The organism is Pseudomonas amygdali (assembly GCF_002699855.1).
GTDB classification, from domain to species: Bacteria; Pseudomonadota; Gammaproteobacteria; order Pseudomonadales; family Pseudomonadaceae; genus Aquipseudomonas; species Aquipseudomonas amygdali.
This window is the reverse complement of the sequence record NZ_LKBW01000079.1, coordinates 1-24467: the sequence shown is the minus strand read 5'-3', so window position 1 is coordinate 24467 and position 24467 is coordinate 1. Positions and strand designations below refer to the sequence as shown.

The following is a 24467-nucleotide window of genomic DNA, read 5'->3' as shown; positions in this document are numbered from 1 at the left end:
GGTAAGCATATCCGACACAGACATCGGGAAAAGCTCGGTATAGTACCTCGTTCATGTAAAGGAGCCTGTCATGCGTCAGAAACCTACCGTACTTGCCCGCGCAATCGTCGCCAGTAGTCGTCTGTTCCGCGTTGAAGAGCTGCAATTGCGCTTTGCCAATGGCGTCGAGCGGACCTATGAGCGTCTGGCCAGCAAAGGTACGGGCCCCGGGGCGGTGATGATCGTGGCCATGCTCGATGCCGACCACGCGGTGTTGATCGAAGAATATTGCGGCGGCACCGATGCCTACGAGCTGTCCCTGCCCAAGGGGCTGATCGAGCCCGGCGAAGACGTGCTGGCGGCCGCCAACCGCGAACTCAAGGAAGAAGCCGGTTTCGGTGCCCGGCAACTGGAATTGTTGACTGAACTGTCGCTGTCCCCCGGTTACATGAGCCAGAAAATTCAGGTGGTCCTCGCCACAGACCTTTATGAAGAGCGGCTGGAAGGCGACGAGCCCGAGCCAATCCGGGTCGACCGGATCAACCTGCGCGAGCTGTCGAGCCTTGCGCAGAATGCCCAGTTCAGTGAAGGCAGGGCGCTTGCGGCGCTGTACCTGACCCGTGACCTGCTAACCCAGCGTGGATTGTTCCAGCCATGACCGATTCGTTACAAAACCTGCCACATCCGCTGCTCGCCCCGGTGATTGAACTGGTCCGCCTGGCGGGCGAGGTGATCCTGCCGTTCTGGCGAGCCAATGTCACCGTCACCACCAAGACCGACGACTCGCCGGTGACCGCCGCCGACCTGGCAGCCCACCAGGTTTTGGTCGAGGGCTTGCAGGCGCTTGATCGGAGCATTCATGTGCTCTCTGAAGAAGACGCCGACATCCCGTTCAGCGAGCGAGCGAAATGGGAGCGCTGGTGGCTGGTCGATCCGCTGGATGGTACCAAGGAGTTTATCTCCGGCAGTGAGGAGTTCACCGTCAACGTCGCGCTGATTGAGCACGGTCGCGTGGTGTTCGGTGTGGTGTCGATGCCCACCAATAACCGCTGCTACTTCGGCGGTGCCGGGCTGGGTGCCTGGCGCAGCGATGGCGTCGGTCACATCCAGCCGATCGCAGTGCGCACACAGCCTGGCGAAGGGCAGACCTTTACCGTAGTCGCCAGCCGCCGCCATTCCAGTCCGGAGCAGGAGCATTTGCTGGCTGGCCTGTCGAGCGGGCTTGGGCATTTGCAGCTGACCAATATCGGCAGCTCATTGAAATTCTGCCTGCTGGCCGAAGGTGCTGCCGATTGCTACCCGCGACTGGCCCCGACTTCGCAATGGGACACCGCTGCGGCGCAAGGCGTGCTTGAAGGCGCTGGTGGCGAAGTGCTGCAACTGGACGGCAAACCGTTCAGCTACCCGGCACGCGAATCGCTGCTCAACCCGTTCTTCCTGGCGTTGTCTGCCAACGCCGAATGGCGCGACAAACTGCTGGTGCTTGCGCAGTCTTGAAGCCGGCTTCAAGGCCTCTGCCCGGCGAGCGTAGGAGCGAACCGGGCGACGCTTCGCGTGCTCGCGAAGGCGATGGTTCAGACGATGAATTTTCATAGATTGCACCGGCCTCTTCGCGAGCAAGCTCGCTCCCACAGGTCTGCGTACAGTGCATCCAATGCGTGCAGCCTCACTGGCGCAACACGAACTGCCCGACAAAGCGCACGGCCTTTTCTTCGCTTGATACAGGTATGAAGGGTCAAGCGCGCTTTTGTGGGAGCGAGCCGGGCGACGCTTCGCTTGCTCGCGAAGGCGATTGTTCAAGCGATGAGTTTTTGCAGATTGCACCGGCCTCTTCGCGAGCAAGCTCGCTCCCACAGGTCTGCGTACAGTGCATCCAATGCGTGCAGCCTCACTGGCGCAACACGAACTGCCCGACAAAGCGCACGGCCTTTTCTTCGCTTGATACAGGTATGAAGGGTCAAGCGCGCTTTTGTGGGAGCGAGCCGGGCGACGCTTCGCTTGCTCGCGAAGGCGATTGTTCAAGCGATGAATTTTTGCAGATTGCACCGGCCTCTTCGCGAGCAAGCTCGCTCCCACAGGTCTGCGTACAGTGCATCCAATGCGTGCAGCCTCACTGGCGCAACACGAACTGCCCGACAAAGCGCACGGCCTGTTCTTCGCTTGATACAGGTATGCAGGGGCGAGCGCGCTCTTGTGGGAGCGAGCCGGGCGACGCTTCGCTTGCTCGCGAAGGCGATTGTTCAAGCGATGAATTTTCATAGATTGCACTGGCCTCTTCGCGAGCAAGCTCGCTCCCACAGGTCTGCGTCCAGTGCATCCACTGCGCGCAGCTTCACCGGTGCAATACAAACTGCCCGACAAAACGAACAGCCTGTTCTTCGCTGTCCTGCGCGGTAATGCTGGTGTGCAGGGTCATGCGGGCGCGGCCTCGGCGTTGGTAGGTGGTGATGAACTTGTCCCACAGCGCCAGCTCTGGCGCATCACAGCGGGCGATGGCGTCGGTGCGTACCGGCAGTGGATAACTGATCTGCCCGTCCTGAATCACAATATGCCCATCGCTGATCCCGGCCTCGCGTAGCCGCAGGTGCAGCCAGCCCCAGCCCGCCAGCACTGCGCCGCAATACAGGCTGCCGCCGAACAGCGTGTTCTTGTGATTGACGTTGGGTGCCAGTGGCAGGTGCAGGCGCAGTGTCTGGTTGTGCCAGTCAATCACGCGCATGCCCATTTCGCGGGTCAGCGGAATGTCGTGGTGCAGCACCTGCTCAAGTTCGCAGGCTGCGTCATGTTCAGGCTCAATCGTTGTCATCGGAAGCTCCGCTGCTGTCGCCAAACGTCAGGCCGTGTTTACGCAGTTTGTCGTGCAGGGTTTTGCGCGGCACACCCAGCGCTTCCGCCAGGCTGCGAACCGAGCTGTGCGGGCGAGCCAGCTCGGCGGCGATCAAGGCCCGTTCGAAGCTTTCCACCTGATCACTCAAGCCGCCGCCCGGCGGTGGCGCCTGCTCTGCATCGCCGCCCTCCAGCTCCATCTCGAGACCCAGCGCAAAGCGTTCGGCGGCGTTTTGCAGTTCCCGGACGTTGCCCGGCCAGTTATGACGCAGCAACAGCGCGCGCTGGCCGGGCTTGAGTTCGTGCTTGGGAATGCCGTGGCGCATGCTCGCGGCATCGGCATAATGCTCGAACAGCATCAGCGCGTCTTCGCCACGTTCGCGCAACGGCGGGATACGCAGCGAGGCCACGTTCAACCGGTAATACAAGTCCGCCCGGAAGCGGCCCTGATCAGCCGCTTGCCGCAGGTCCTCCTTGGTCGCCGCAATGATGCGGATATCCAGCGGGATCTGCTGATTGCTGCCCATTCGCTCGACCACGCGTTCCTGCAACAGGCGCAGCAGTTTGACCTGGACATCCAGGCTCATGCTTTCAATTTCATCGAGGAACAGCGTGCCGCCGTTGGCAAACTCGAACTTGCCGATACGTCGCTTCTGCGCGCCGGTAAAGGCACCGGGTTCATGGCCGAACAACTCGCTTTCCACCACCGATTCAGCCAGCGCGCCGGCGTTGATCGCTACGAACGGGCCGCTGCGGCGGTTGGACAGGTCGTGCAGCGCGCGGGCGACCACTTCTTTGCCTGCGCCGGTTTCACCGAGGATCAGCACGTCGGCTCGCGTCCCGGCCAGTGCGCCGATTTGTTCGCGCAGACGCAGGATCGGCGGCGACTGACCGATCAGGCGTGTGCTCAGTTGTTGGCGATCACTCAGGGCCAGGCGCAGGCTGCGGTTATCCAGCACCAGACGGCGCAGCGCCAGGGCACGGCGCACGCTGTCGAGCATGGCATCGCTGGCGAAGGGCTTTTCCAGAAAATCATAGGCTCCGGCGCGCATGGCTTTGACCGCCAGCGGCACATCGCCGTGACCGGTGATCAGCAGCACTGGAAGGTCGGGGTCCTGCGCGTGAAGCTGGTCGAGCAGCTCCAGGCCATCCATGCCCTGCATGCGAATATCGCTGACCACCACGCCCGGCCAGTCGCGGCCAATGCGTTCGGCCAGCCCGGTTGCCTCGGGCAGCGACAGAACGTTCAGGCCAGCCAGGTCCAGCGTCTGACGCAGTGCCTGACGCAGGTGCGAATCGTCGTCGATCAGCACCACCTGAATCTGGCTGTCGATGGCTGTGTCCGAACTCATGCAGAAAGGTCCTCTGGCGGTTGAAGATTGGCTCCGGAAGCACCGGCCCGCAGGCGCAGGGTCAGCAGCGCACCGCCGCTGGGATGGTTGGCGAACAGCAATTCGCCGCCCAGCGCGCGCATCAGCGTATCGCAGATGGCCAGACCAAGGCCAAGCCCCTGGGTGCGGGTCTTGGTCGTAAAGAAGGGCTCGCGAGCCCGTGCCAGCGCTTCCTGGGAAAAACCGGGGCCGTTGTCACGAATGTACAGGTTAACGCCCTCAGCGGTTTGCTCGACACTTATCCACAGCCTGCGCGGCGGGCCTTTCTCGGTGAGGGCGTCCAGCGCGTTGGCGAGCAGATTGCCGAGCACCTGACGCAGGCGGGTTTCACCGGCCTGCACCCAGATCGTGGCGTCCGGCAGGTCACGGATCAGTTCGACTTCCATGGCGCGCCGCCGCTTGGCCAGCAGCGCCAGCGCATCTTCCAGCGCCGGTTGCAGTGCCACGCTTTCAGGGGCGTGGCGGTCGCGACGGGCGAAGGCGCGCAAGTGCGCGATGATCGAGGCCATGCGCCCGGTCAGTTCGCTGATCAGCTTGAGGTTGCCGCGTGCGTCCTCGGTGCGCTGATGATCGAGCAGCACTTCGGCGTTTTCGGCGTAACTGCGGATGGCGGCCAACGGCTGATTCAGCTCATGGCTGATACTCGCCGACATGGTGCCCAGCGCCGTCAATTTGCTGGTCTGCACCAGTTCGTCCTGGGCCTGCACCAGCTCCTGCTGCGCCTGTTCGCGCTCCAGCACTTCCTGACGCAGCCGGCTGTTGAGCCCCTCCAGATCGCTGGTCCGCTCGATAACCCGCATCTCCAGTTCGCGGCGCGCCTTGGCCTCGAAAGCGATGCGGTCCAGATAATGACGACGACGCTGCATCATCAGGCCCAGCAACAACATCAGCACCAGCAGCGCTGCGCCGCCAATCGCCACCACCGTGCGCACCTGACGGTCGACAAGGGCGCGAGGCGCGAGAATGTTGACGTTCCAGCCGGTTTCTTCGATGGCCTGGGTCTGGGTCAGCCAGGCGTGTTCATCGATCCTTAACGGGCGCGGATCGCGGGTCGGGTAGGACTGGATCGCGACGATGGCTTTTTTCTCGTCATCGGTCAGGTCGCGGGTTGCCCGAAAGCGCCATTCGGGGTTGGACGTCAGAATCACCACACCGTTCTGGTCGGTCAGCAGCAGTTGCTCGGGCGTCTTGCCCCACAGGGTTTCGGTGTGGTCCAGATCAACCTTGACCACCAGTACGCCGATGATCCGCTCACCATCACGCACCGGGCCGGCAAAAAAGTAACCACGTTTGGCAGAGGTCGTGCCGAGGCCGAAGAACCGCCCGGTTCTGCCCGCCCGTGCATCAATGAAGTAGGGCCTGAACGAGAAGTTTCGGCCAATGAAGCTGTCCTTCTGCTCCGAGTTCGAAGCGGCCAGGGTCAGGCCGTTGGCGTCCATCAGGTACATGACATCGGCACCGGTCTGACGCGTGATTTCGCTGAGCAGACGGTTGGCGTTCGCCAGGGTGGGTGTGTCGCCCGGCGCCGCCAGTGCGGCGCGCAAAGCAGGCAGGTCGCCGAGAATCTGTGGCAGGGTTTCGTAACGGTGCAGGGTGCCGAGCAAGTTGGCGACGTACAGGTCCAGAGTCTGGCGGTTCTGATTGGCCAGCACGTTGCGGTAATAACGTTCGGCCAGGTGTTCCAGCGGCCACAGCAACGGCGCCAGACAGAGGGCCAGAAGGGCGAGGCTGCGCCAGCGAGGGCGGCGCGGCAGTGCGGGAGTCATGGTCATCGATTGGCCGTCGCCGAAGGGTTGACGATGCCTGCTGGCGATCACGCCGCAGCAGGCAGCAGAAACACCCGGTCGATCCTGACGTGGGCATCAGGCGCGTATTATGCCCGCCGCCGACTCGTCAGGCACCCGGACATTGCGCCGGGTGGCCTGTGATCATGTGTTCAGGGAAACAGATCGGCTTCTTTCAGGCGTTTGCCTTGCTGGTCTTTGGCCGACAGATTGGGCTGGCCGTCGAATTGCCAGTCGATGGCCAGGTCCGGGTCGTTCCAGGCGATGCAACGCTCAGCTGACGGCGTGTAGTAGTCGGTGGTCTTGTAGAGAAACTCGGCATTCTCGCTGAGTACTACGAAGCCATGCGCAAAACCTTCCGGCACCCACAGCTGCCTGGCGTTTTCAGCGGACAGCTCGACGCCGACCCACTGACCGAAGTTCGGCGAACTGCGGCGAATGTCTACGGCCACATCCAGCACCTTGCCAACGGTGACGCGCACCAGTTTGCCCTGGGCGTTTTCGATCTGGTAATGCAGGCCGCGCAGCACGCCTTGCTGCGAACGCGAGTGGTTGTCCTGCACGAACTCACGGGTCAGGCCAGTAGCAGCCTGAAAAGCCCTGGCGTTGAAGCTTTCATAGAAGAAGCCTCGTTCATCACCGAATACCTTGGGTTCCAGAATCAGGACTTCCGGCAATTTTGTCGCTACTACGTTCACGTGGCTTCCCCTGCAATCTTCAATAAATGGTGGCAGCTCGACAGTCTGCACTCACGCGCGTCTGCCGAAAAGTAGGGTGATCAGGCAATCAGGTCCTTTGGGTCGGTGAAACCCAGTCGTTCGCCCTGATAACTGCCGTCCTGAACCCTGCGGCACCAGTCCAGGTTGTCCAGATACCACTGCACCGTCTTGCGCAGCCCGGACTCGAAGGTCTCTTCGGGCGTCCAGCCCAGGTCGTTGTCGATTTTGCTGGCATCGATGGCATAGCGCTGGTCGTGGCCCGGACGGTCAACCACGTAGGTGATCAGGTCGCTGTATTGCGCGATGCCCGCCGGATGCTGCGGGGCCAGCTCATCGAGCAGCGCACAGATACCGCGGACGACGTCGATGTTTTTCTGCTCGTTATGACCGCCGATGTTGTACGTCTCGCCGACTTCACCTTCGGTCACGACCTTGAGCAGTGCTCGTGCGTGATCCTCGACATACAGCCAGTCGCGCACTTGCAGGCCATTGCCGTACACCGGCAGCGGCTTGCCCGCCAGGGCGTTGAGAATCACCAGCGGGATGAGCTTTTCGGGAAAGTGGAACGGCCCGTAGTTGTTGGAACAGTTGGTTACCACGACAGGCAGGCCATAGGTGCGGTGCCAGGCGCGCACCAGGTGGTCGGACGCAGCCTTGCTTGCCGAGTAAGGTGAGCTGGGCGCATACGGCGTGGTTTCGGTGAACAGATCATCGACACCGTGCAGGTCGCCATACACCTCATCAGTGGAGATATGGTGGAAGCGGAACGCCTGGCGCTGCGCTTCCGGCAATTTCAGCCACCATGCGCGCGTGGCTTCCAGCAGGCTATAGGTGCCGACGATGTTGGTCTGGATGAACTCGGCCGGGCCATCGATGGAGCGGTCGACGTGGGACTCAGCCGCCAGGTGCATGATCGCCTGCGGCGCAAAGCGTTCGAGCACCGCACTGACGCGGGCCTGATCGCAGATATCCGCCTGCACGAACTCATAGCGCGTGTCGGTCGCAATGGACTGCAACGATTCAAGGTTGCCCGCGTAGGTCAATTTGTCGAAGTTCAGCACTTCGTGTTCGGTGTTGTTTATCAGGTGGCGGATCAGTGCAGAGCCGATGAAACCTGCGCCCCCGGTAACGAGTATTCGCATGAACTGACCTTCTTGTGTGTTTTGACGTAATAGCAGCATAGCGCTTGAGCGCATATGGCGAGATAAGGTCATTAAACCCGAGCAGGCGGTTGAATAAAACTCTGGCGGGCTTCCAACACTGAAGTACTTGTGCTGATGGGGAGTGCAGAGCAATCCCCCGTCAATGCCCTTATAGTTGCGCGACTGCCCATGACGCCTTGCTCGTCGAGCCCGGGCCTTCCAACAAGATCGAGGTTCTCCATGCCGCTTGCCACGCTCATCCGCCGGTCCAGTCTGCCTTGTCCCGAGGTGAGCGTGGATCAGGCGCTGCAATTGCTCGCGCAGCATTACGGCTTGAGCGGCACGCTGAAAGCGCTGGGCAGCCAACAGGATCGCAACTTTCTGCTTGAAACCGACACGCGGCGTTATGTGCTGAAAATCTGCCACGGGGCCTATTCGAGCACTGAACTGAACGCCCAGCACGCGGCGCTGCAACACCTGAGCAACCACAGCGCCGTTGGCGTGCCCGGCGTGGTTGGCGCCAATGACGGCGGGCAATTGTTATCCATCAGGATCGACGGGCAGGCGGTTCACGTGCGCTTGCTTGAATTCATTGATGGGCAGTCACTGGGGCACGCCGGGCATCTGGGCCATGAGGTGGTGGTCGGGTTGGGCGAACTGTGTGCCTGTGTAGACCTGGCACTGGCAGGCTTCGAGCATCCTGGCCTGGAGCGCATTCTGCAATGGGATCCGCGCCACGCTCATGCGCTGATCAAGCACCTGCTGCCGGTGATCAAGGACGCCGACGCTCGCGCCTGTGTCATCGAGGCTGGTGAACAGGCTCATCGTCGTTTGTTGCCATTGATAGCAGCGCTGCCGATACAGGCGGTGCATCTGGACATCACCGAGCACAACGTGGTCTGGCTGCGTGATGCACAGCGCCAATGGCAATTGCAGGGGTTGATCGACTTCGGCGATCTGGTCAGCACCTGGCGAGTGGCCGACCTGTCGGTGACCTGCGCGGCGCTGCTGCACCATGCCGACGGCGACCCGCTGTACATCCTGCCAGCCATTCGCGCCTACCACGCCCTCAATCCGCTGAAGACCGAAGAATTGCAGGCGCTCTGGCCGCTGATTGTCGCTCGATCCGCAGTGCTGGTACTCAGCGGCGAACAGCAGGCCAGCATCGAGCCGGACAACGCGTACATCCAGGCCAACCTTGCCGGGGAATGGAACATCTTCGACGTCGCCACTTCGGTGCCGATGGCGCTGATGGAAGCGGCGATTCTGCAGGCCGTGGGTGTGGAATTTCCGCCTGCCGGACAGCCCGCTTACTAGCCGATGCTGCCCGCTCTACAAGGGCTCAAGCCGACAGTGGTGGATTTGGGTGTGCTCAGTGAGCACTTTGTGGCAGGCAACTGGGAGCAAAGTGGCATTGATGAATACCTGCTCTCCCAGGCTGCGGGTGACGATGGCCTGGCGGCCAGCCGCTTTGGGGAATACCGGTTGTCGCGCACCTTGCCTGACAGCGCTAAGGAGCCCGAAACTTTCGCCCTGCACGTTGAATTGCATGTGCCCGCCGAAACGGCGCTGCATGCACCGTTCAACGGCACTCTGCGGTTGACCGCGGATGCTGCATTGCTGCTGGTCGGCGAGGGCATAAGTTTGAAGCTGTGGGGCGTGCTGCCGGATGCTTCACTGGCTGATCAAGTGTCAGCAGGCGCGCTGATCGGGCAGGGCGGTGGTTCGCTGTTGCTGCAACTGTGCACCACGGCAGACCTCAGCCCGCCGCTGTTCACCACACCTGCCTGGGCGGCAGCCTGGCGCACCGTGTGCCCGTCGCCGTCGACCTTGCTCGGTTTTGATTGTGACGCTCCAGCGCTCGCAGACGCCGCGCAATTGCTGGCGCGGCGTGATGCCAGCTTCGCCCGATCGCAAAAACACTACTATCAGGCTCCGCCGCAGATCGAGCGTGGCTGGCGCAATCACCTGATCGACATGCAGGGCCGTTCCTATCTGGACATGCTCAATAACGTCGCGGTCCTCGGCCACGGCCACCCGCGCATGGCCCATGAAGCGGCTCGTCAGTGGTCGCTGCTCAACACCAACTCGCGCTTTCACTACGCGGCAATTGCCGAGTTCTCTGAGCGCTTGCTCGAGCTTGCACCCGAGGGCATGGACCGCGTGTTTCTGGTCAACAGCGGCACCGAGGCCAACGATCTGGCAATCAGGCTGGCCTGGGCCTATAGCGGCTGACGCGACATGCTGAGTGTGCTGGAGGCATATCACGGCTGGTCGGTGGCGACCGACGCCATTTCCACCTCGATTGCCGACAACCCGCAGGCACTCAGCACCCGCCCGGACTGGGTGCATCCGGTCACCGCACCCAATACCTATCGCGGGCCGTTTCGTGGCGCTGACAGTGCGCCGGAGTATGTGCGCAGTATCGATCAGGTACTCGTCACGCTGGCAAAGCAGCAACAGCAGGTGGCGGGCTTCATCTGCGAGCCGGTGTATGGCAATGCGGGCGGGATTTCCTTGCCTGCCGGCTATCTGCAACAGGTGTATCAGAAGATTCGCGCTGCGGGTGGTGTATGCATTGCCGATGAGGTGCAGGTGGGTTATGGCCGTCTGGGTCATTACTTTTGGGGCTTCGAAGAGCAGGGCGTGGTGCCGGATATCATCAGCATGGCCAAGGGCATGGGCAACGGCCATCCGTTGGGCGCGGTCATCACCCGTCGTGAGATCGCCGAGGCGCTGGAGGCCGAGGGCTATTTCTTCTCCTCATCCGGTGGCAGCCCGGTCAGTTGCCGGATCGGCATGGCAGTGCTGGACGTCATGGAGGAAGAAAGGCTCTGGGACAATGCCCGGCTCGTGGGCGACCACTTCAAGGCGCGCCTGCAGGCTCTGGCCGATAAACATCCGCTGGTAGGCGCGGTGCATGGCATGGGTTTTTATCTGGGCATGGAGTTGGTCCGCGACCGCCAGACCCTGGAACCTGCCACAGAAGAAACCGCGCAGCTTTGCGAGCGCCTGCGTGAACTGGGCATCTTCATGCAGCCGACTGGCGACCACTTGAACATCCTCAAAATCAAACCCCCGATGTGCACCACCCGGCAAAGCGTGGATTTTTTCGTCGATAACGTATCGAAGGTGCTCCACGAACTGTAATAGAGGACGCAGAGCGTCCAGAACGGCATACCCACGCGGAGCATGGGCACGATAGGTGGCGCCTGGGCACCCATCGTTCCGCACGCACCAGTGGGGGAATGGCCACGATAGGTGGTGCCCGGGGCCCCATCGTTCCGCATGCACCAGCGGGGGAATGGCCACGATAGGTGGTGCCCGGGGGCCCATCGTTCCGCACGCTCCAGCGTGGGAATGGCCACGATAGGTGGTGCCCGGGGCCCCATCGTTCCGCATGCACCAGCGGGGGAATGGCCACGATAGGTGGTGCCCGGGGGCCCATCGTTCCGCACGCTCCAGCGTGGGAATGGCCACGATAGGTGGTGCCCGGGGCCCCATCGTTCCGCATGCACCAGCGGGGGAATGGCCACGATAGGTGGTGCCCGGGGGCCCATCGTTCCGCACGCTCCAGCGTGGGAATGGCCACGATAGGTGGTGCCCGGGGCCCCATCGTTCCGCATGCACCAGCGGGGGAATGGCCACGATAGGTGGTGCCCGGGGGCCCATCGTTCCGCACGCTCCAGCGTGGGAATGCCGTTCGTGACGCTCCGCGTCACACCCATCTTGGGGAACGGGCACTGTGATGGATTTTAAGTCGATTAATATCGGTAAAAATAACAAAATATAGTGAGCGTAACAAAATTTTAGCTTTTAATGCCGATTTATATCCGCTATAAAGGCATTCATAATCGTCATCGCCTGTCTGCTATGGTGATAAGTCCTTGCATCCGCCCCTGGAGATATTTTCATGAGCCGTATCGTTTCTGTCGCTGCTACCCAGATGGCCTGTTCCTGGGATCTGGAAGCCAACATCGAGACCGCTGAAAAGCTGGTGCGTGAAGCTGCCGCCAAGGGCGCACAGATCATCCTGATTCAGGAGCTGTTTGAAACCCCGTACTTCTGCCAGAAGCCGAACCCGGACTATCTGCAGTTGGCGACTACTATCGAATCCAACGTCGCAATCAAGCATTTCCAGAAGCTCGCCAAAGAGCTGCAAGTTGTACTGCCGATCAGCTTCTTCGAGCTGGCAGGGCGTGCACGTTTCAATACCATTGCGATCATCGACGCAGACGGTACCAACCTGGGCATCTACCGCAAGAGCCACATCCCGGACGGCCCCGGCTACCACGAAAAGTACTACTTCAACCCGGGCGACACCGGCTTCAAGGTCTGGCAGACCCGCTACGCGAAAATCGGCGTTGGCATCTGCTGGGACCAGTGGTTCCCGGAGTGCGCACGCAGCATGGCGTTGCAGGGCGCAGAAATTCTGTTCTACCCGACCGCCATCGGCAGTGAGCCACACGACAAAACCATCAGTTCGCGCGATCATTGGCAGCGCGTGCAGCAAGGCCATGCCGGCGCGAACCTGATGCCGCTGATCGCCAGCAACCGTATCGGCAACGAAGAGCAGGATGGCTACGACATCACCTTCTACGGCTCGTCGTTCATTGCCAACCAGTTCGGTGAGAAAGTCGCCGAGCTCAACGAAACCGAAGAAGGCGTGCTGGTCCATAGCTTCGACCTGGACGAGCTGGAGCACATCCGTAGCGCGTGGGGTACGTTCCGTGATCGCCGCCCTAACCTGTACGGCGCGGTGAAGACCCTCGACGGTTCGCTGGAGTCCTGATCGCCATGACCACGCTCAATAGCACGCCACGCGCCGACGGTTTCCACATGCCGGCCGAATGGGCACCGCAAACCCAGGTCTGGATGGTCTGGCCCGAGCGCCCGGACAACTGGCGCCTGGGCGGCAAGCCCGCCCAGGCCGCCCACGTTGCGATCGCCAAGGCCATCGCCCGCTTTGAGCCGGTTACCGTGGCCGTGTCTGCCGCGCAGTACGACAACGCTCGTGCGCGGTTGGACATGCCGAACATCCGGGTTGTGGAAATGAGCAGCAACGACGCCTGGGTGCGCGATAGCGGCCCGACGTTCGTCATCAACGACCGTGGCGAAGTGCGCGGTGTGAACTGGGAATTCAATGCCTGGGGTGGCTTCGACGGCGGGTTGTATGCGCCGTGGAACCTGGACTCTCAGCTGGGCAGCAAGGTACTGGAAATCGAGCGCTGCCCGCGTTACGTCACCGAAGGCTTCGTGCTGGAAGGCGGCTCGATTCACGTCGACGGCGAAGGCACGCTGATTACCACCGAAGAGTGCCTGCTCAATCGCAACCGCAACCCGCACCTCACCCGCGAACAGATCGAAGCAATCCTCGGTGATTATCTGGCTGTGGATAAAGTTGTCTGGCTGCCAGATGGCCTGTTCAACGATGAAACCGATGGGCATGTGGATAACTTCTGTTGCTACATTCGTCCGGGTGAGGTGTTACTGGCCTGGACCGATGATCCCGAAGACCCCAACTATTCACGTTGCCATGCGGCGCTGGGTATTTTGGAAAACACACTGGATGCAAAAGGGCGCGCGTTTATCGTTCATAAAATGCCGATTCCCGGACCATTTTTCGCCACAGAAGAAGAATGTGCAGGCGTCGATCAGGTGCACGGCAGTCAGGAACGCAACCCTTCAGTGCGTTTGGCCGGGTCCTATGTGAACTTCCTGATCGTCAATGGCGGCATCATTGCGCCGAGTTTCGACGATCCGATGGACGAAAAGGCCCGTGAGCTCCTGCAAACACTGTTTCCAGAGCACGAAGTGGTGATGGCACCTGGCCGCGAATTACTGCTCGGTGGCGGCAATATTCACTGCCTGACGCAGCAGCAACCGGCCCCTCACAAGGCCTAGTTAGAAATAACTAGTAACATCGGATGGGCGCAACTGGTCCCGTTCTTGCTGTATCAAGCCCATCACCCGATGGGCTTTTTGTTTTTACCTGTCGAGTAACATCCTGTAACAGATGCGCAGTGCGCTATCTCTGAAGCAGGTTGGTAAACCTTCGTTTTCTTAGCTTGACTGTCATATGGCGTGAGTAGATTTAGCCCCTCATGAAATCAAGAGGTTTTCGTTATGAACGCAGGTATGAACCAGCAGCGTGCTCGTGGTTTTTCTGCTTCTCTCAGTAACGAGGCCCGCCAGCTAGTGGCGGATTGGTTAAGGACGACCAGGCCCGCGAAATCCAGACCGGATGTTCGCGCAATGTTGTTACAGCGTTACCCGGCAGGCCTGTTCAACGAGGCCGAGCTCGAAGCGTTGCTCCGCGTGTTGACCGAGCGTGTTGATTGCTCCAGCAAACTTGGCTGAGCCGCTCTAGGCCGGCCATCTGCGTGTTTGACACCCCCATGCGTCGGGACTAGGATTCGCGTCCCACCGTCTGCGGCTCAATCCTGTACGTGCATCAGCAGTCCACTGCGATGAATTCGTGTCGCCTTCTATACTGCTTGTTCAGAGGCTGGAGGCCCCGATAGCTATTGGCGGTCGCTGCAGCGCGTGTCAATTCGCAGAAAAGGAAGACAAGATGCTTAACAAACGTATGGGCATGCTCGCTTTGGGCATCATCAGCGCCAGTCAGGCCATGGCCGAAGGGCAGGCAGACTCGAAGGGTTTCGTCGAAGACAGCAGGCTGATCGTCAACCTGCGTAACGCCTACATCAATCGCGACTACAAGAACGACCGTGAAGACAAGTCCGAATGGGGACAGGCTTTCATGGGCAACTTCGCGTCCGGTTTCACTCAGGGCACTGTGGGCGTCGGCGTTGATGCCTTTGCCCTGTACGGCATCCGTCTGGATGGCGGCAAGGGTCGCAGCGGCAATGGCGGCATCGACTTTTTCAAGCAAGGTGACAGCGGCGCTGCTGCCGATGACCTGTCCCGTGCAGGTGCGGCGGTAAAGGCCCGTATCTCCAATACCGTCATCAAGTACGGCGACCAGATGCCTCAGTTGCCAGTGCTCAGTTACGACAATTCCCGTCTGCTGCCGGAAAGCTACACCGGCACCATGATCACCTCCAAAGAGATCGACGGGCTCGAAGTGGTTGCCGGACGTTTCACCCAGGAGGCGCGTAAAAGTGCTGAGGGTCGCGACAGCGGTGATCTGAAAAGCATCAACGTCTACGGTGCCAGCTACAAGTTCACAGATGCATTCAGTGCAGCTTTCTACGCCTCCGACAACGAAGACGTGCTCAAGAAGCAGTACGTCAACCTGAACTACGTCTTTGCTCTGCCGCAAGATCAGTCGCTGACCTTCGACTTCAACGGCTACAAGACCAAGCTGGACAAGGACTTCACCACCAGCGATGCGCGTGACAACAAAATCTGGAGCCTGGCCGCGACCTGGGCTGTGGGCATCCACTCCTTCACCCTCGCACACCAGCGCAGCACCGGCGACATGGGCTACGCCTACGGTGGCTATCGCAATGATGGCGGCTTTGGTGATGGCGGCAACACCATCTACCTCGCCAACTCCTACTGGTCCGACTTCAACGGCAAGGACGAGCGCTCCTGGCAGGCTGCCTACGGCGTCGACCTGTCCGGCCTGGTCCTGCCCGGTCTGAGCTACAAAGCGGCTTATGTACGCGGCGACAATATCGACGACGGCACGCCTGGAAGCGGCGATGGCACCGAACGCGAGATCTTCAGTCAGCTGACCTACGTGGTTCAGAGCGGCCCGGCCAAGGACCTCTCGATCCGCCTGCGCAACTCGTTCCTGCGTGTCTCGGATGATGCGTTGGCGTACAACAGCGAAGGCAACGAGACGCGTATCTTCGTCGACTACCCGATCAACGTTTTTTGATGTGAGGGAGGCGGCCTGGCAAAAAAGGCCGCCTCAATCCGCAATCAACTGCACAAACACCGCGAAGCCGCCGAGGAATATCCAGAAAAAGCTGAACAGCCAAGGGCTCCGCTTGGAGAACAGCAAGGACTTTTTCGGCCCTGTTTCGCTGGATTCCCAGTCGCTGAACAGCGGTGAGTCGTCATAGGTCAGCCCGATGACGGGCTCGCTGAGCAGCAACTGAGACTGTTTGTGATGCCAGTGCTGGATGATGTCGCAAGCCGCCCGAATACCCGGCCAGGCGAACAGCGTGCTGAGCAGCCCCAGCAAGGCCAGCATCGGCGGCACCACAAGCGTGAACATCGCGCCCCATTCAGTGTTCATGTTCGCCATGGACGACGCGTAAGCAATCACCAGAAACGACTGTGCTGATAAATAGGCGTTGGTGCGGTTGGACAGATTGGTGGTTTCGTAATGAATTTCGCGTCGATAGAAATCCAGCCGTTCCTTGGGCGAGCCAAACAATTTGACCTGCTGCTCATCCACCACGCTTTGGGGTGTCTGATCCGTAATGATTCTGGGCACTGGCGTTACCGATTTGTAAAAGATGCTGGATAGACTCCCTTGTGCATCAAGCAGTTCGACTTAATCCCCGGCATACGGGACCGTTCATCCTGTGAGCTCTGTTCAACGGAGAGGGACATAGTCATGACTAACACCCCCACGCTGTACACAGACCGCCTACTGCTGACGCCCCTGAAGCTAGAGGATGCGCCAGCTGTCCAGCAGCGTTTCCCGCTATGGGAAATCGTGCAGTACCTGAACAACCGCGTCCCCTGGCCTTACCCTGAGGACGGTGCGCTGCACTACATTCAGGATGTTGCGCTGCCAGCCATTGCGCTTGGCACCGAGTGGCACTGGATGATCCGTCTGCACAGCGCGCCCCGGGAGATCATCGGCAGCATTACCCTCATGACCCACCGCGGCAACAACCGCGGCTTCTGGCTACACCCGGACTGGCAAGGTAACGGCTACATGAAAGAGGCCTGCCGTGTGGTCAATCGACAGTGGTTCGAAGTAATGGGTATGCCCGTGATGCAGGTACCCAAAGCCGCCCCGAATGAAGCCTCGCGGCGTATTTCGATCAACGAAGGCATGCGCATAGTGAGCACGCACGAGGGTGAGTTCGTCAGCGGGCGGTTCGAAGTGGAAGTCTGGGAGATGACGCGGGAGGAGTGGTCGGCGCGGGGGCTGTAAACAGTCACTTCGAACATCTGACGTAGAGGCCGACCGGGCACTAGTCTGTTGCCCAAAACCATGAGCCCAGTGATATTCCCGATAAACAGAGGGCGACCCGAATGCCGTTGACCCGCAAGACCGAGCCCGACATTACCCTGGTAATGGTCCAACCCGAAGACTTCGAAACCTTGGTGGCCATACGTATCGAAGCCATGCGCGAAAGCCTCGAGCGCGTTGGTCGGTTCGACCCGGTGCGCGCCCGAGAGCGTTTTCGTGAAGGGTTTTCTGCGCCATGCACACACTACATCCAGGTAGACGGCAGTAAGGTCGGCTTTATGGTCGTGAAACCGACCAGCGATGGCCTGTTGCTGGATCACCTATACATCAAGCCCGCCTTTCAAGGGCAGGGCATTGGTTCTGCAGTGCTTCGGCAGGTGTTCGCGCAAGCAGACGCAACCGCCTCGACAGTACGGGTAGGCGCCTTGAAAGACAGCGACTCAAACCGCTTCTACATCCGCCACGGTTTTCAGCTCGTTGAGAGCGGCGAGTTCGACAACTACTACCTCCGCCCGCAACGTCTGCCGATGTGCTGACGGGTTGGAATATTAATCCGCAGTTGTCACGTTTTTGGCTGTACGCGCAGCTCGAGCTGATCAGCGAGAGCGTAGGGATCTAAATGATCTTTACAGCTGCTTGCAAAAATGGCCACTTTGCCTCACTGTAAATACAAATGTCATTACACTGGAGGATGCCCACATGGCGTCTATCAACGTTCGTATCGACGACGATCTCAAAGCGCGTGCTTACCTCGAGCTGGAAAAGCTTGGCGTCACCCCCTCGGAGTTGCTGCGCCAAACCCTGCAGTACGTAGCTGAGCGTGGTCAGCTACCCTTCAAGACGGTTCTGATGACAGAGGAAGACGAAGCGCTGTTGGCAACTGTGCGCGAGCGCCTTGCAGCTCCGCAGCGGGTCAAGGTTTCACTGGATGACCTATAACCTCGAATTCGATGCGCGGGCTCTAAAGGAATGGCACAAATTAGGAGATACCGTGCGTCAGCAGCTCAAGAAAAAGCTGGCTACGATTCTGGTTGCTCCGCGTGTTGAAGCCAATCGTCTGCATGCATTGCCTGACTGCTACAAAATCAAACTGCGCAGTAGCGGCTATCGGCTGGTTTATCAGGTTATTGACCAAGAGGTTGTGGTCTTCGTGGTTGCGGTAGACAAGCGTGAACGGGAAGAGGTTTATCGCAAGGCGACGGACCGGCTGGGTAGGGAAATCAGGGCCGCGTTATTGCGTCCTGACTGAGCATGCCGCCTGTCGCTGGATAGTCCCTACATCATTTTGATGCTTCGCCAGTTGCAACCGAATCAAGATTCCGCACCGACGCCTTGAAGAAAGCGACTCCAACCGCTTCTACATCGGCACGGTTTTCAGCTCGTTGAGAGCGGCGAGTTGGATAACTACTATGTCCGCCCGCAACGGCTGACGAGTCGCTGACTGGTGTTGATCAACCCTCCGTGGCGGCCTTTTTGGCCGCACGTGCAGCGAGCATCGCCGCTTCCGTTTCCTGGGTGTGCAGCTCACCTTTGTACGCCAGTTGATTGAAGAACATGCCGTCGATCTGATCTTTCGATGGCGTCGACGTCTTGGGAATAAACAACGCGCCCAGATCCAGCGAGCTGGCGAAGTTCTCCTTGGTCAGGTTGTACCGTCCCAGATAACTGCCGTTCCACGGTGAATCGGCATCGACCATATCGATAGCCGTCTCCCGGTAGGTGGCGGCTGCAGCTTTCAGCCCACTGGACGCATTCAGCAGCGTGTTTAATTGCTGAGTGTCCGCATCGCTCAACTCACCGGAACTGTTGGTCGCCTTCAGATTGCCGTTTGCCTCAATCGTGAAGCCAAACTTCTTTCTGGCCAGATCCGGATAGACAGACGCCAGCGTCGACTTGAACGCTTCATACGAAGTCTTCAACGCCTCTGTAGAGTTACTGTGCTGCGCCGCCTTCTGCGGGAAGTCAGGCGACTGCGAACGGCCTATCCAGGTATCGACTGCTTCCATCGGCTCAGTGGTTGCAGGCACTTCGGTACTCGGGTGGTAAACAACGGCAGGCGTGTTGGCGGCAGCGTTCTTCAGCGCTTCTTTCTGCGCATCGGTGAGCGGCTGCGGCGTGAGCGTGATGCCTGAATTGGGCAGGGTGATGGTTGGAGAGGTGTTGTTGCCGGGGGTTAGTGAGATAACCATTTCATCGATCCATGATTGCGGGGTGTAAGGAGGGTATCGACGGAGTGGGGGGAGCTTTAGGGTAATGGCTGGGGTAATGTGTTCAGGTTGTTACAGTGATCATGCGCTTGTGGGCGCTGACGAAAACGAGCAGAAAAGCCCTGAGCAAACCCGGTAGCTGTCATATCAAGTCTGAGCGTCTAAACGTTATGCGCTTTGAGACTGGCAGGCACTGCCAGCAGGGAGCGTACACTTCTGAATAAACCCAAATCTCTCCACGACACCGGGAGTATCAGTTTTTTTGTGTTCGGGCTGGTTAGGGCCTGCCGTCAGGCAGGCCCTTGTTTTACCAGCTCGGTCTGGTAAATCGGTCTCCGTACAGGATCGCAAATTGATTCATTGCCACTTTCCAGTCGTGTGCCGCATGACCCCAGTTGGCGGTGATGTTGCGCAACCCAAGCCATATCAGTTTCGTCGCGGCCTCATCGGTCGGGAAGTGCCCTCGAGTCTTGATGATCTTGCGTAACTGGGCATTGATGCTCTCGATGGCATTGGTCGTGTAAACCACTTTGCGTAAGCCATATCAGTTTCGTCGCGGCCTCATCGGTCGGGAAGTGCCCTCGAGTCTTGATGATCTTGCGTAACTGGGCATTGATGCTCTCGATGGCATTGGTCGTGTAAACCACTTTGCGGATGCCCGCCGGGAAAACAAAAAACGGTATAACCCGATACCAGGCGCGACGCCATGCAGCAACCACAGTCGGATACTGCTTGCCCGAGGGGCCCGCTTCAAAGGCGTTAAGCTCTTGCTCAGCCACATCTGCATTGATCGCCTGGTAGATCGGCTTGAGTGCTTTGGCCAGTGCCCGACGTTTATCCCAAGCGGCATAGTCCAAGCTGTTGCGGATCAGATGCACGATGCAGGTTTGCAGCGTCGTGGCAGGAAAAACCGCCCCCAACGCCTCCGGTATTCCTTTGAGGCCATCCGTGACGGCGATCAGAACATCTTCAACGCCACGAGTCTTGAGGTCGTTGAACACCTTCATCCAAAACTTGGCACCCTCGGTGCTCTCGATCCATATACCCAGAATGTCGCGCGTGCCATCAGGTAATACCCCCAGCGCCAGATAAATAGCCTTGTTGCACACTAACCCCTCGTCCCGGATTTTGACCCGTAACGCATCGAAGAAGATCACCGGATACATCGGTTCCAAGGGTCGTTGCTGCCAAGCGCTCACCTCTTCCATGACCGCATCGGTGACTGAGCTGATGAAGTCATGGGACACGTCAGTTCCATACTGCTCAGACAGAAAAGCGCGGATCTCACGCACCGTCATGCCCCGGGCGTACATGGCAATTATCTTGTCGTCGAAGCCTGTAAAACGGCGTTCGTGCTTGGGAATCAGGATCGGGGCGAAGCTACCATCGCGGTCTCTGGGGATATCCAGGCGAAGCGGCCCGTCGTCGGTCAGAACCGTCTTGCTGCTTTTGCCATTACGCTGATTGGTCGACTCCTCAGGGCGCTCCGCGCCCTGAGGGTAACCAAGGTGGTGACCCAGCTCGGCGCCGAGCGCACGCTCGATCAGAGCCTTCTTGAACGCCATGGACGCGTCTTGAATGGCTTCGGCGCTCATCGGGCCTTTAACAAACTGCTCGATCAGCTCTTGGGGAATCGAGGGCAACTCCCTCGCTGTTGCATTGGCGGACTTCTTTTTGGTCGGCATACATGCACCTCTAGCTACATGTTATGCCCGAACACAAAATTTCTGACAGTCTCCTATTTGATGTTGTTGCGTCCCCTCCGCAGTTTGGAAATGCCAGCGGCGGCACCACGGGTCATGCCTCTTGCAGCACCAAATCCTGAAATTTTGCTGATCATTCCGCCTCCGGAGGGGCCGCCGCCCATGATGGAGGCTGCTTGCTGAGGCAGTTCGATGACCAGCGCTGTGAACGTGCAGAAGACAATCAGGATGGTGAGATTCCCCTCCAGGGTGGTCGTCAACGTTCCATCTTTAATCATCACGGTGTTGATAAAGCCGACTTCGATAGCCAGCACAACCGATATCAGGACCTGAGCCAACATAAAGCCCGCGATGGCTGATACCCACCCCCAGAAATACTGCCGGGTCTGTTCAAACAGCAGAAAGGCGATGAACAGAGGCCCTACGGCCACGATAGCCGTTGTCGAGACTTTCAGTACAAACAGCGTGGCGACGGCGGCCAGCAAGAACGGAATGCCTCCCAGCACGTAAAACACCACTCCCTGAATGCCCAACCAGATATCAGAAAAACTGGCGTCGAAGATACCGAACTTCATAGCCCCTATCAGGGCGCTCAGGTTCGCCGCATAAGTAACAATCAAACTGTCGATCTGGTTGGTTTGCGTGCCCTCCTGGCCGGACAAGATTCCCCCCATCCAGTTGGGGAAGCCGGTGATAAAGGGCACAATCGTCTGTACGTACCATTGCACACTGAACGCACACGCGGTAATGGCAGCCATTTTCATAATTTCTTTGGCCACATCCTCGAAGGCAACGTTCATCCCCCGGTACAGCCATTGCATGTTTCGCAGCGTGAAGTGGATCAACCACAGGGTCCCGATGAGCGCTCCAAGCCCCAGCATCACCTTGGCCATCCCGGTGACCAAGGCGCTTTGCAGGGCGGCATCAACGAAATTGAACAACGTCTGGGCTATCTTTGTTACGTCCATGCCGCCTCCGTTATTTTGCGCGGGTATAGGTGATGTAATCGTAATAGATGACATCGCCTTCCAAACGCATGGTGACAAGACCGCCACGCATACTCAGTACCGTATCTGACTCCGCCTTAGCTTCGAGCAGCTTCATGCTTTTTTCTCTTTTGCCATGCCCCAAAATATCATCCGTGGTTTCAAGGTTTATGTGGAAAATTTCGCCATCCTTAGGAATGGTCTGAAGTAGGCCGCTATTTTTAGACTGCTGAGCCATAGCCGCTTTCAAAAAACGGTAGCCGTTCAAAATCGATCAAGTCTGCCGCTTATTTCATCCATTTTTACCGCTGCACGCGCCCCGCAGTAGCTATTTCCCTCATTACGGACGCACCTCTCCTGCGCTGGAGAGCAAATATCGACGCGCCATCCAAAGGTTCGACAGGGCGAATAGCGTCACCATCTGAGCAGTGTTTTTCACCAAGCCTCGGAAGCGCACTTTCGTATAACCAAACTGACGCTTTATCACCCGAAATGGATGCTCAACCTTGGCGCGAACTTGGGCCTTGGCTTTCTCGATCTTGCGCATCGCTTTGTACAGCGCGCTGCGTTTACCGTGTTTTTTGTAGGTACTGCGCCGGGCTGCAACCTGCCAGATGACTTGGCGTCCTGCATGCTCTTCGCGCTTCTCGACACCGGTATAGCCTGCATCGGCGCAGACCACGTTCTCAGCACCGTGTAGCAGTTTGTCGACTTGGGTTATGTCCGCGACATTGGCCGCAGTGACCACCACGCTGTGCACCAGCCCCGATTCATCGTCGACCCCAATGTGCGCTTTGGCACCAAAGTAATACTGGTTGCCCTTCTTTGTCTGGTGCATTTCCGGGTCGCGCTTGCCTTCCTTGTTCTTGGTCGAACTGGGCGCATGAATCAGCGTGGCATCGACGATGGTGCCTTGTCGCAGCGACAAGCCACGGTCGCCCAGATAGCCATTGATCACGCCGAGAATACCAGCGGCCAACTCGTGTTTTTCCAGCAGGCGACGGAAGTTGAGGATGGTGGTTTCATCCGGAATCCGCTCCAGACTAAGGCCGGAAAACTGGCGCAAGATCGTCGTCTCGTACAGCGCCTCTTCCATCGCCGGATCGCTGTAACCGAACCAGTTCTGCATGAGATGAACCCGCAGCATCGCCATCAACGGATAGGCAGGACGGCCGCCTTCGCCCTTCGGATAATGGGGTTCGATCAGGGTAATCAAACCTTTCCAAGGCACGACCCGATCCATCTCGATCAGGAACAGTTCTTTGCGGGTCTGCTTGCGCTTAGCGGCGTATTCGGCATCGGCGAAGGTCATTTGATTCATCATCGAAAAGCTCGGCGATTGGTGCCCGGAGATTTTGCCAAATCAGGAAGTCTTTTTCAGGATTTCCTCAGGATGCAGGCCGCCAAGGCAGCGTAAGTGGATAATTGTCCAACCTTCGGGGGGCATACCAATAAAAAGCGCTTTATCTATGTAAAGTGATTGCGCGCAAGACACTACGTTGTGCTGCGGTACAGATGTGACGCAGAGCGTCACGAACTGCGTACCAACGCGGAGCATTGGCACGATAGTCAGTCAGATTTGTGTATTCGTGCGAAGGAACAGCTCATCACCCACCCTTGCGCCGCTGTTGCCAAGCCGCCGCCAGTCCGCTGAGGCAGATGATGGCGATACCGGCCTGTGCGGTCGGTGATGGCATGTGGTCGAACACCACGAAACCCAGCAGCCCGGCAAACACGATCTGGCAATAGCTGAACGGTGCGAGCATTGCCGGGGCGGCGAAGCGGAAGGCCTGGGTCAGCAACAAGTGGGCCGACATACCACATACCCCCAGCGCCAGCAGAAACGGCAGATGTTTAAGCGCAGGCACTTCCCAGAAGAACGGCACCAGCGCGCTCATCAACAGGGTATTGAACAGCCCGGCAAAAAAGTTGCTGGTGGTCGGGCTGTCGAACGGGCTGACCAGCCGCGTCAGGAGTTGATACAGCGCAAAGCACAAGGCTGATGACAGCGGCAGCAGAATCGCCGGGGTAAACAGCTCGCCCCCCGGATGAATGATGATCATCACCCCGATAAACCCGACAACCACCGCAACCCATTGCCCGCGCGTCACACGCTCATGCAACAGCGGCACCGACAGTGCCGTGACCAGCAACGGAGCGAGAAAGTTGACCGCGGTCGCCTCTGCCTGCGGGATGAACATCAGGCTGCTGGTAAACAGCAGACTGGTGCCCAACAGCGCCAGCGCACGCAATGCCTGCAAGCCGGGACGCTTGGTACGCAGCACGCGCAACCCCGCCGATGGCATGAAGATGCAGGCCATGAGCAGCGTGTGCACCAGATAGCGCGCCCAGACCACCAGAATGATCGGATAGAAGCCGGACAGGTACTTGGAGAGTGTGTCGTGACTGGCGAACAGAAAAGTCGCCAGAAGAATGAAACCAATCCCTTTCAGTGGTTGGTTGACGCCGGACAAAGGCGTGCTGGCAGTGCTCATCGCGCTTCCTTGTTCAAGTTTCAGCAGCCGGACGCCGTCGGAGTATCAGTTTTTTTGTGTTCGGGCTGGTTAGGGCCTGCCGTCAGGCAGGCCCTTGTTTTACCAGCTCGG

At 59.1% G+C, this 24467-nt stretch carries 21 protein-coding genes and 3 pseudogenes; 11 read left to right on the top strand and 13 right to left on the bottom strand.

Annotation, left to right across the window (positions count from 1 at the left end; all coding sequences use genetic code 11):
* Positions 1-70: 70 nt before the first annotated feature.
* Entirely contained in the window at positions 71-637 is a 567-nt protein-coding gene (gene nudE / locus AO277_RS07975) for an ADP compounds hydrolase NudE (RefSeq protein ID WP_002551432.1), read from the top strand.
* Positions 634-1476 (top strand): 3'(2'),5'-bisphosphate nucleotidase CysQ, encoded by an 843-nt coding sequence (cysQ, locus tag AO277_RS07970; protein WP_044318248.1) that lies wholly within the window; start codon positions 634-636, stop codon positions 1474-1476. The genes nudE and cysQ overlap by 4 nt, the downstream gene beginning before the upstream one ends.
* An 835-nt stretch (positions 1477-2311) precedes the next feature.
* Here cysQ and AO277_RS07965 read toward each other — a convergent pair.
* From AO277_RS07965 to rfbB, 5 genes are all read right to left on the bottom strand, one after another.
* Positions 2312-2785, bottom strand: coding sequence for a YiiD C-terminal domain-containing protein (locus AO277_RS07965; protein ID WP_044318249.1), 474 nt, complete (start codon positions 2783-2785; stop codon positions 2312-2314).
* The gene (locus tag AO277_RS07960) at positions 2772-4157 is read right to left on the bottom strand and encodes a sigma-54-dependent transcriptional regulator (RefSeq protein ID WP_044318250.1); all 1386 of its coding nucleotides are present in this window, start codon (positions 4155-4157) and stop codon (positions 2772-2774) included. Before AO277_RS07960 ends, AO277_RS07965 begins: the two co-directional genes overlap by 14 nt.
* Positions 4154-5962, bottom strand: coding sequence for a sensor histidine kinase (locus AO277_RS07955; RefSeq protein WP_032609702.1), 1809 nt, complete (start codon positions 5960-5962; stop codon positions 4154-4156). Before AO277_RS07955 ends, AO277_RS07960 begins: the two co-directional genes overlap by 4 nt.
* Before the next feature lie 170 nt (positions 5963-6132).
* A complete protein-coding gene (gene rfbC, locus AO277_RS07950) occupies positions 6133-6678 on the bottom strand; it encodes a dTDP-4-dehydrorhamnose 3,5-epimerase (protein ID WP_044318251.1) in 546 nt (181 codons plus the stop codon).
* Positions 6679-6758: 80 nt separating this feature from the next.
* A complete protein-coding gene (rfbB, locus tag AO277_RS07945; RefSeq protein WP_044318255.1) occupies positions 6759-7841 on the bottom strand; it encodes a dTDP-glucose 4,6-dehydratase in 1083 nt (360 codons plus the stop codon).
* A 240-nt stretch (positions 7842-8081) separates the two neighbouring features.
* Here rfbB and AO277_RS07940 point away from each other — a divergent pair.
* The 4 genes and pseudogenes from AO277_RS07940 (at position 8082) to AO277_RS07920 (ending at position 15690) form a co-directional block, all read left to right on the top strand.
* Positions 8082-10991 (top strand): annotated as a pseudogene (locus AO277_RS07940) (aminotransferase).
* Between the two features lie 763 nt (positions 10992-11754).
* Entirely contained in the window at positions 11755-12633 is an 879-nt protein-coding gene (gene aguB / locus AO277_RS07935) for an N-carbamoylputrescine amidase (protein ID WP_004654103.1), read from the top strand.
* 5 nt (positions 12634-12638) lie between these two features.
* The gene (aguA, locus tag AO277_RS07930; protein WP_044318252.1) at positions 12639-13745 is read left to right on the top strand and encodes an agmatine deiminase; all 1107 of its coding nucleotides are present in this window, start codon (positions 12639-12641) and stop codon (positions 13743-13745) included.
* 670 nt (positions 13746-14415) lie between these two features.
* Positions 14416-15690, top strand: coding sequence for an OprD family porin (locus AO277_RS07920; protein ID WP_004667253.1), 1275 nt, complete (start codon positions 14416-14418; stop codon positions 15688-15690).
* Between the two features lie 33 nt (positions 15691-15723).
* On the opposite strand, the gene AO277_RS07915 is transcribed toward AO277_RS07920, so the two are convergent.
* Entirely contained in the window at positions 15724-16218 is a 495-nt protein-coding gene (locus tag AO277_RS07915) for a hypothetical protein (protein WP_004667254.1), read from the bottom strand.
* Positions 16219-16377: 159 nt separating this feature from the next.
* Between AO277_RS07915 and AO277_RS07910 the strand changes: the two genes are divergently transcribed.
* The 5 genes and pseudogenes from AO277_RS07910 to AO277_RS29650 all read left to right on the top strand — a co-directional run.
* Positions 16378-16926, top strand: coding sequence for a GNAT family N-acetyltransferase (locus AO277_RS07910; RefSeq protein WP_044318253.1), 549 nt, complete (start codon positions 16378-16380; stop codon positions 16924-16926).
* Positions 16927-17027: 101 nt separating this feature from the next.
* Entirely contained in the window at positions 17028-17501 is a 474-nt protein-coding gene (locus AO277_RS07905; RefSeq protein WP_002551443.1) for a GNAT family N-acetyltransferase, read from the top strand.
* A gap of 163 nt (positions 17502-17664) precedes the next feature.
* Positions 17665-17904 (top strand): type II toxin-antitoxin system RelB/DinJ family antitoxin, encoded by a 240-nt coding sequence (locus AO277_RS07900; RefSeq protein WP_002551444.1) that lies wholly within the window; start codon positions 17665-17667, stop codon positions 17902-17904.
* A complete protein-coding gene (locus tag AO277_RS07895) occupies positions 17894-18214 on the top strand; it encodes a type II toxin-antitoxin system RelE family toxin (protein ID WP_099258893.1) in 321 nt (106 codons plus the stop codon). Before AO277_RS07900 ends, AO277_RS07895 begins: the two co-directional genes overlap by 11 nt.
* An 82-nt stretch (positions 18215-18296) precedes the next feature.
* A pseudogene (locus tag AO277_RS29650) lies at positions 18297-18406 on the top strand (GNAT family N-acetyltransferase); the annotation flags it as partial.
* A 10-nt stretch (positions 18407-18416) separates the two neighbouring features.
* On the opposite strand, the gene AO277_RS07885 reads toward AO277_RS29650, so the two are convergent.
* The 7 genes and pseudogenes from AO277_RS07885 to AO277_RS07845 all read right to left on the bottom strand — a co-directional run bounded on the left by AO277_RS07885 (position 18417) and on the right by AO277_RS07845 (position 24356).
* Positions 18417-19154: a hypothetical protein gene (locus AO277_RS07885; RefSeq protein ID WP_044318254.1), complete on the bottom strand. Its 738-nt coding sequence runs from the start codon at positions 19152-19154 to the stop codon at positions 18417-18419.
* Between the two features lie 325 nt (positions 19155-19479).
* A pseudogene (locus tag AO277_RS29645) lies at positions 19480-19710 on the bottom strand (transposase); the annotation flags it as partial.
* On the bottom strand, positions 19616-20857 hold the full coding sequence (locus tag AO277_RS07870; protein ID WP_257214199.1) for an IS256 family transposase: 1242 nt from the start codon (positions 20855-20857) through the stop codon (positions 19616-19618). The gene AO277_RS07870 and the pseudogene AO277_RS29645, both read right to left, overlap by 95 nt.
* Before the next feature lie 53 nt (positions 20858-20910).
* On the bottom strand, positions 20911-21843 hold the full coding sequence (locus AO277_RS07865) for a TrbL/VirB6 family protein (protein ID WP_044320220.1): 933 nt from the start codon (positions 21841-21843) through the stop codon (positions 20911-20913).
* Between the two features lie 10 nt (positions 21844-21853).
* Positions 21854-22099, bottom strand: coding sequence for a hypothetical protein (locus AO277_RS07860; protein WP_257214201.1), 246 nt, complete (start codon positions 22097-22099; stop codon positions 21854-21856).
* 102 nt (positions 22100-22201) lie between these two features.
* Positions 22202-23182: an IS5 family transposase gene (locus AO277_RS07855; RefSeq protein ID WP_044320228.1), complete on the bottom strand. Its 981-nt coding sequence runs from the start codon at positions 23180-23182 to the stop codon at positions 22202-22204.
* 286 nt (positions 23183-23468) lie between these two features.
* The gene (locus AO277_RS07845) at positions 23469-24356 is read right to left on the bottom strand and encodes a DMT family transporter (RefSeq protein ID WP_044320218.1); all 888 of its coding nucleotides are present in this window, start codon (positions 24354-24356) and stop codon (positions 23469-23471) included.
* Positions 24357-24467 lie beyond the last annotated feature (111 nt).

Bases quoted from the DNA above. Each gene is read 5' to 3' on its own strand.
- AO277_RS07860 (WP_257214201.1), bottom strand. From the start codon at position 22,099: ATGGCTCAGCAGTCTAAAAATAGCGGCCTACTTCAGACCATTCCTAAG.
- cysQ (WP_044318248.1), top strand. From the start codon at position 634: ATGACCGATTCGTTACAAAACCTGCCACATCCGCTGCTCGCCCCGGTG.
- AO277_RS07855 (WP_044320228.1), bottom strand. From the start codon at position 23,182: ATGAATCAAATGACCTTCGCCGATGCCGAATACGCCGCTAAGCGCAAG.
- AO277_RS07885 (WP_044318254.1), bottom strand. From the start codon at position 19,154: ATGGTTATCTCACTAACCCCCGGCAACAACACCTCTCCAACCATCACC.
- AO277_RS07920 (WP_004667253.1), top strand. From the start codon at position 14,416: ATGCTTAACAAACGTATGGGCATGCTCGCTTTGGGCATCATCAGCGCC.
- AO277_RS07905 (WP_002551443.1), top strand. From the start codon at position 17,028: ATGCCGTTGACCCGCAAGACCGAGCCCGACATTACCCTGGTAATGGTC.
- aguA (WP_044318252.1), top strand. From the start codon at position 12,639: ATGACCACGCTCAATAGCACGCCACGCGCCGACGGTTTCCACATGCCG.
- rfbB (WP_044318255.1), bottom strand. From the start codon at position 7,841: ATGCGAATACTCGTTACCGGGGGCGCAGGTTTCATCGGCTCTGCACTG.
- aguB (WP_004654103.1), top strand. From the start codon at position 11,755: ATGAGCCGTATCGTTTCTGTCGCTGCTACCCAGATGGCCTGTTCCTGG.
- AO277_RS07955 (WP_032609702.1), bottom strand. From the start codon at position 5,962: ATGACTCCCGCACTGCCGCGCCGCCCTCGCTGGCGCAGCCTCGCCCTT.
- AO277_RS07900 (WP_002551444.1), top strand. From the start codon at position 17,665: ATGGCGTCTATCAACGTTCGTATCGACGACGATCTCAAAGCGCGTGCT.
- AO277_RS07960 (WP_044318250.1), bottom strand. From the start codon at position 4,157: ATGAGTTCGGACACAGCCATCGACAGCCAGATTCAGGTGGTGCTGATC.
- AO277_RS07910 (WP_044318253.1), top strand. From the start codon at position 16,378: ATGACTAACACCCCCACGCTGTACACAGACCGCCTACTGCTGACGCCC.
- AO277_RS07870 (WP_257214199.1), bottom strand. From the start codon at position 20,857: ATGCCGACCAAAAAGAAGTCCGCCAATGCAACAGCGAGGGAGTTGCCC.
- AO277_RS07865 (WP_044320220.1), bottom strand. From the start codon at position 21,843: ATGGACGTAACAAAGATAGCCCAGACGTTGTTCAATTTCGTTGATGCC.
- AO277_RS07895 (WP_099258893.1), top strand. From the start codon at position 17,894: ATGACCTATAACCTCGAATTCGATGCGCGGGCTCTAAAGGAATGGCAC.
- nudE (WP_002551432.1), top strand. From the start codon at position 71: ATGCGTCAGAAACCTACCGTACTTGCCCGCGCAATCGTCGCCAGTAGT.
- AO277_RS07845 (WP_044320218.1), bottom strand. From the start codon at position 24,356: ATGAGCACTGCCAGCACGCCTTTGTCCGGCGTCAACCAACCACTGAAA.
- AO277_RS07965 (WP_044318249.1), bottom strand. From the start codon at position 2,785: ATGACAACGATTGAGCCTGAACATGACGCAGCCTGCGAACTTGAGCAG.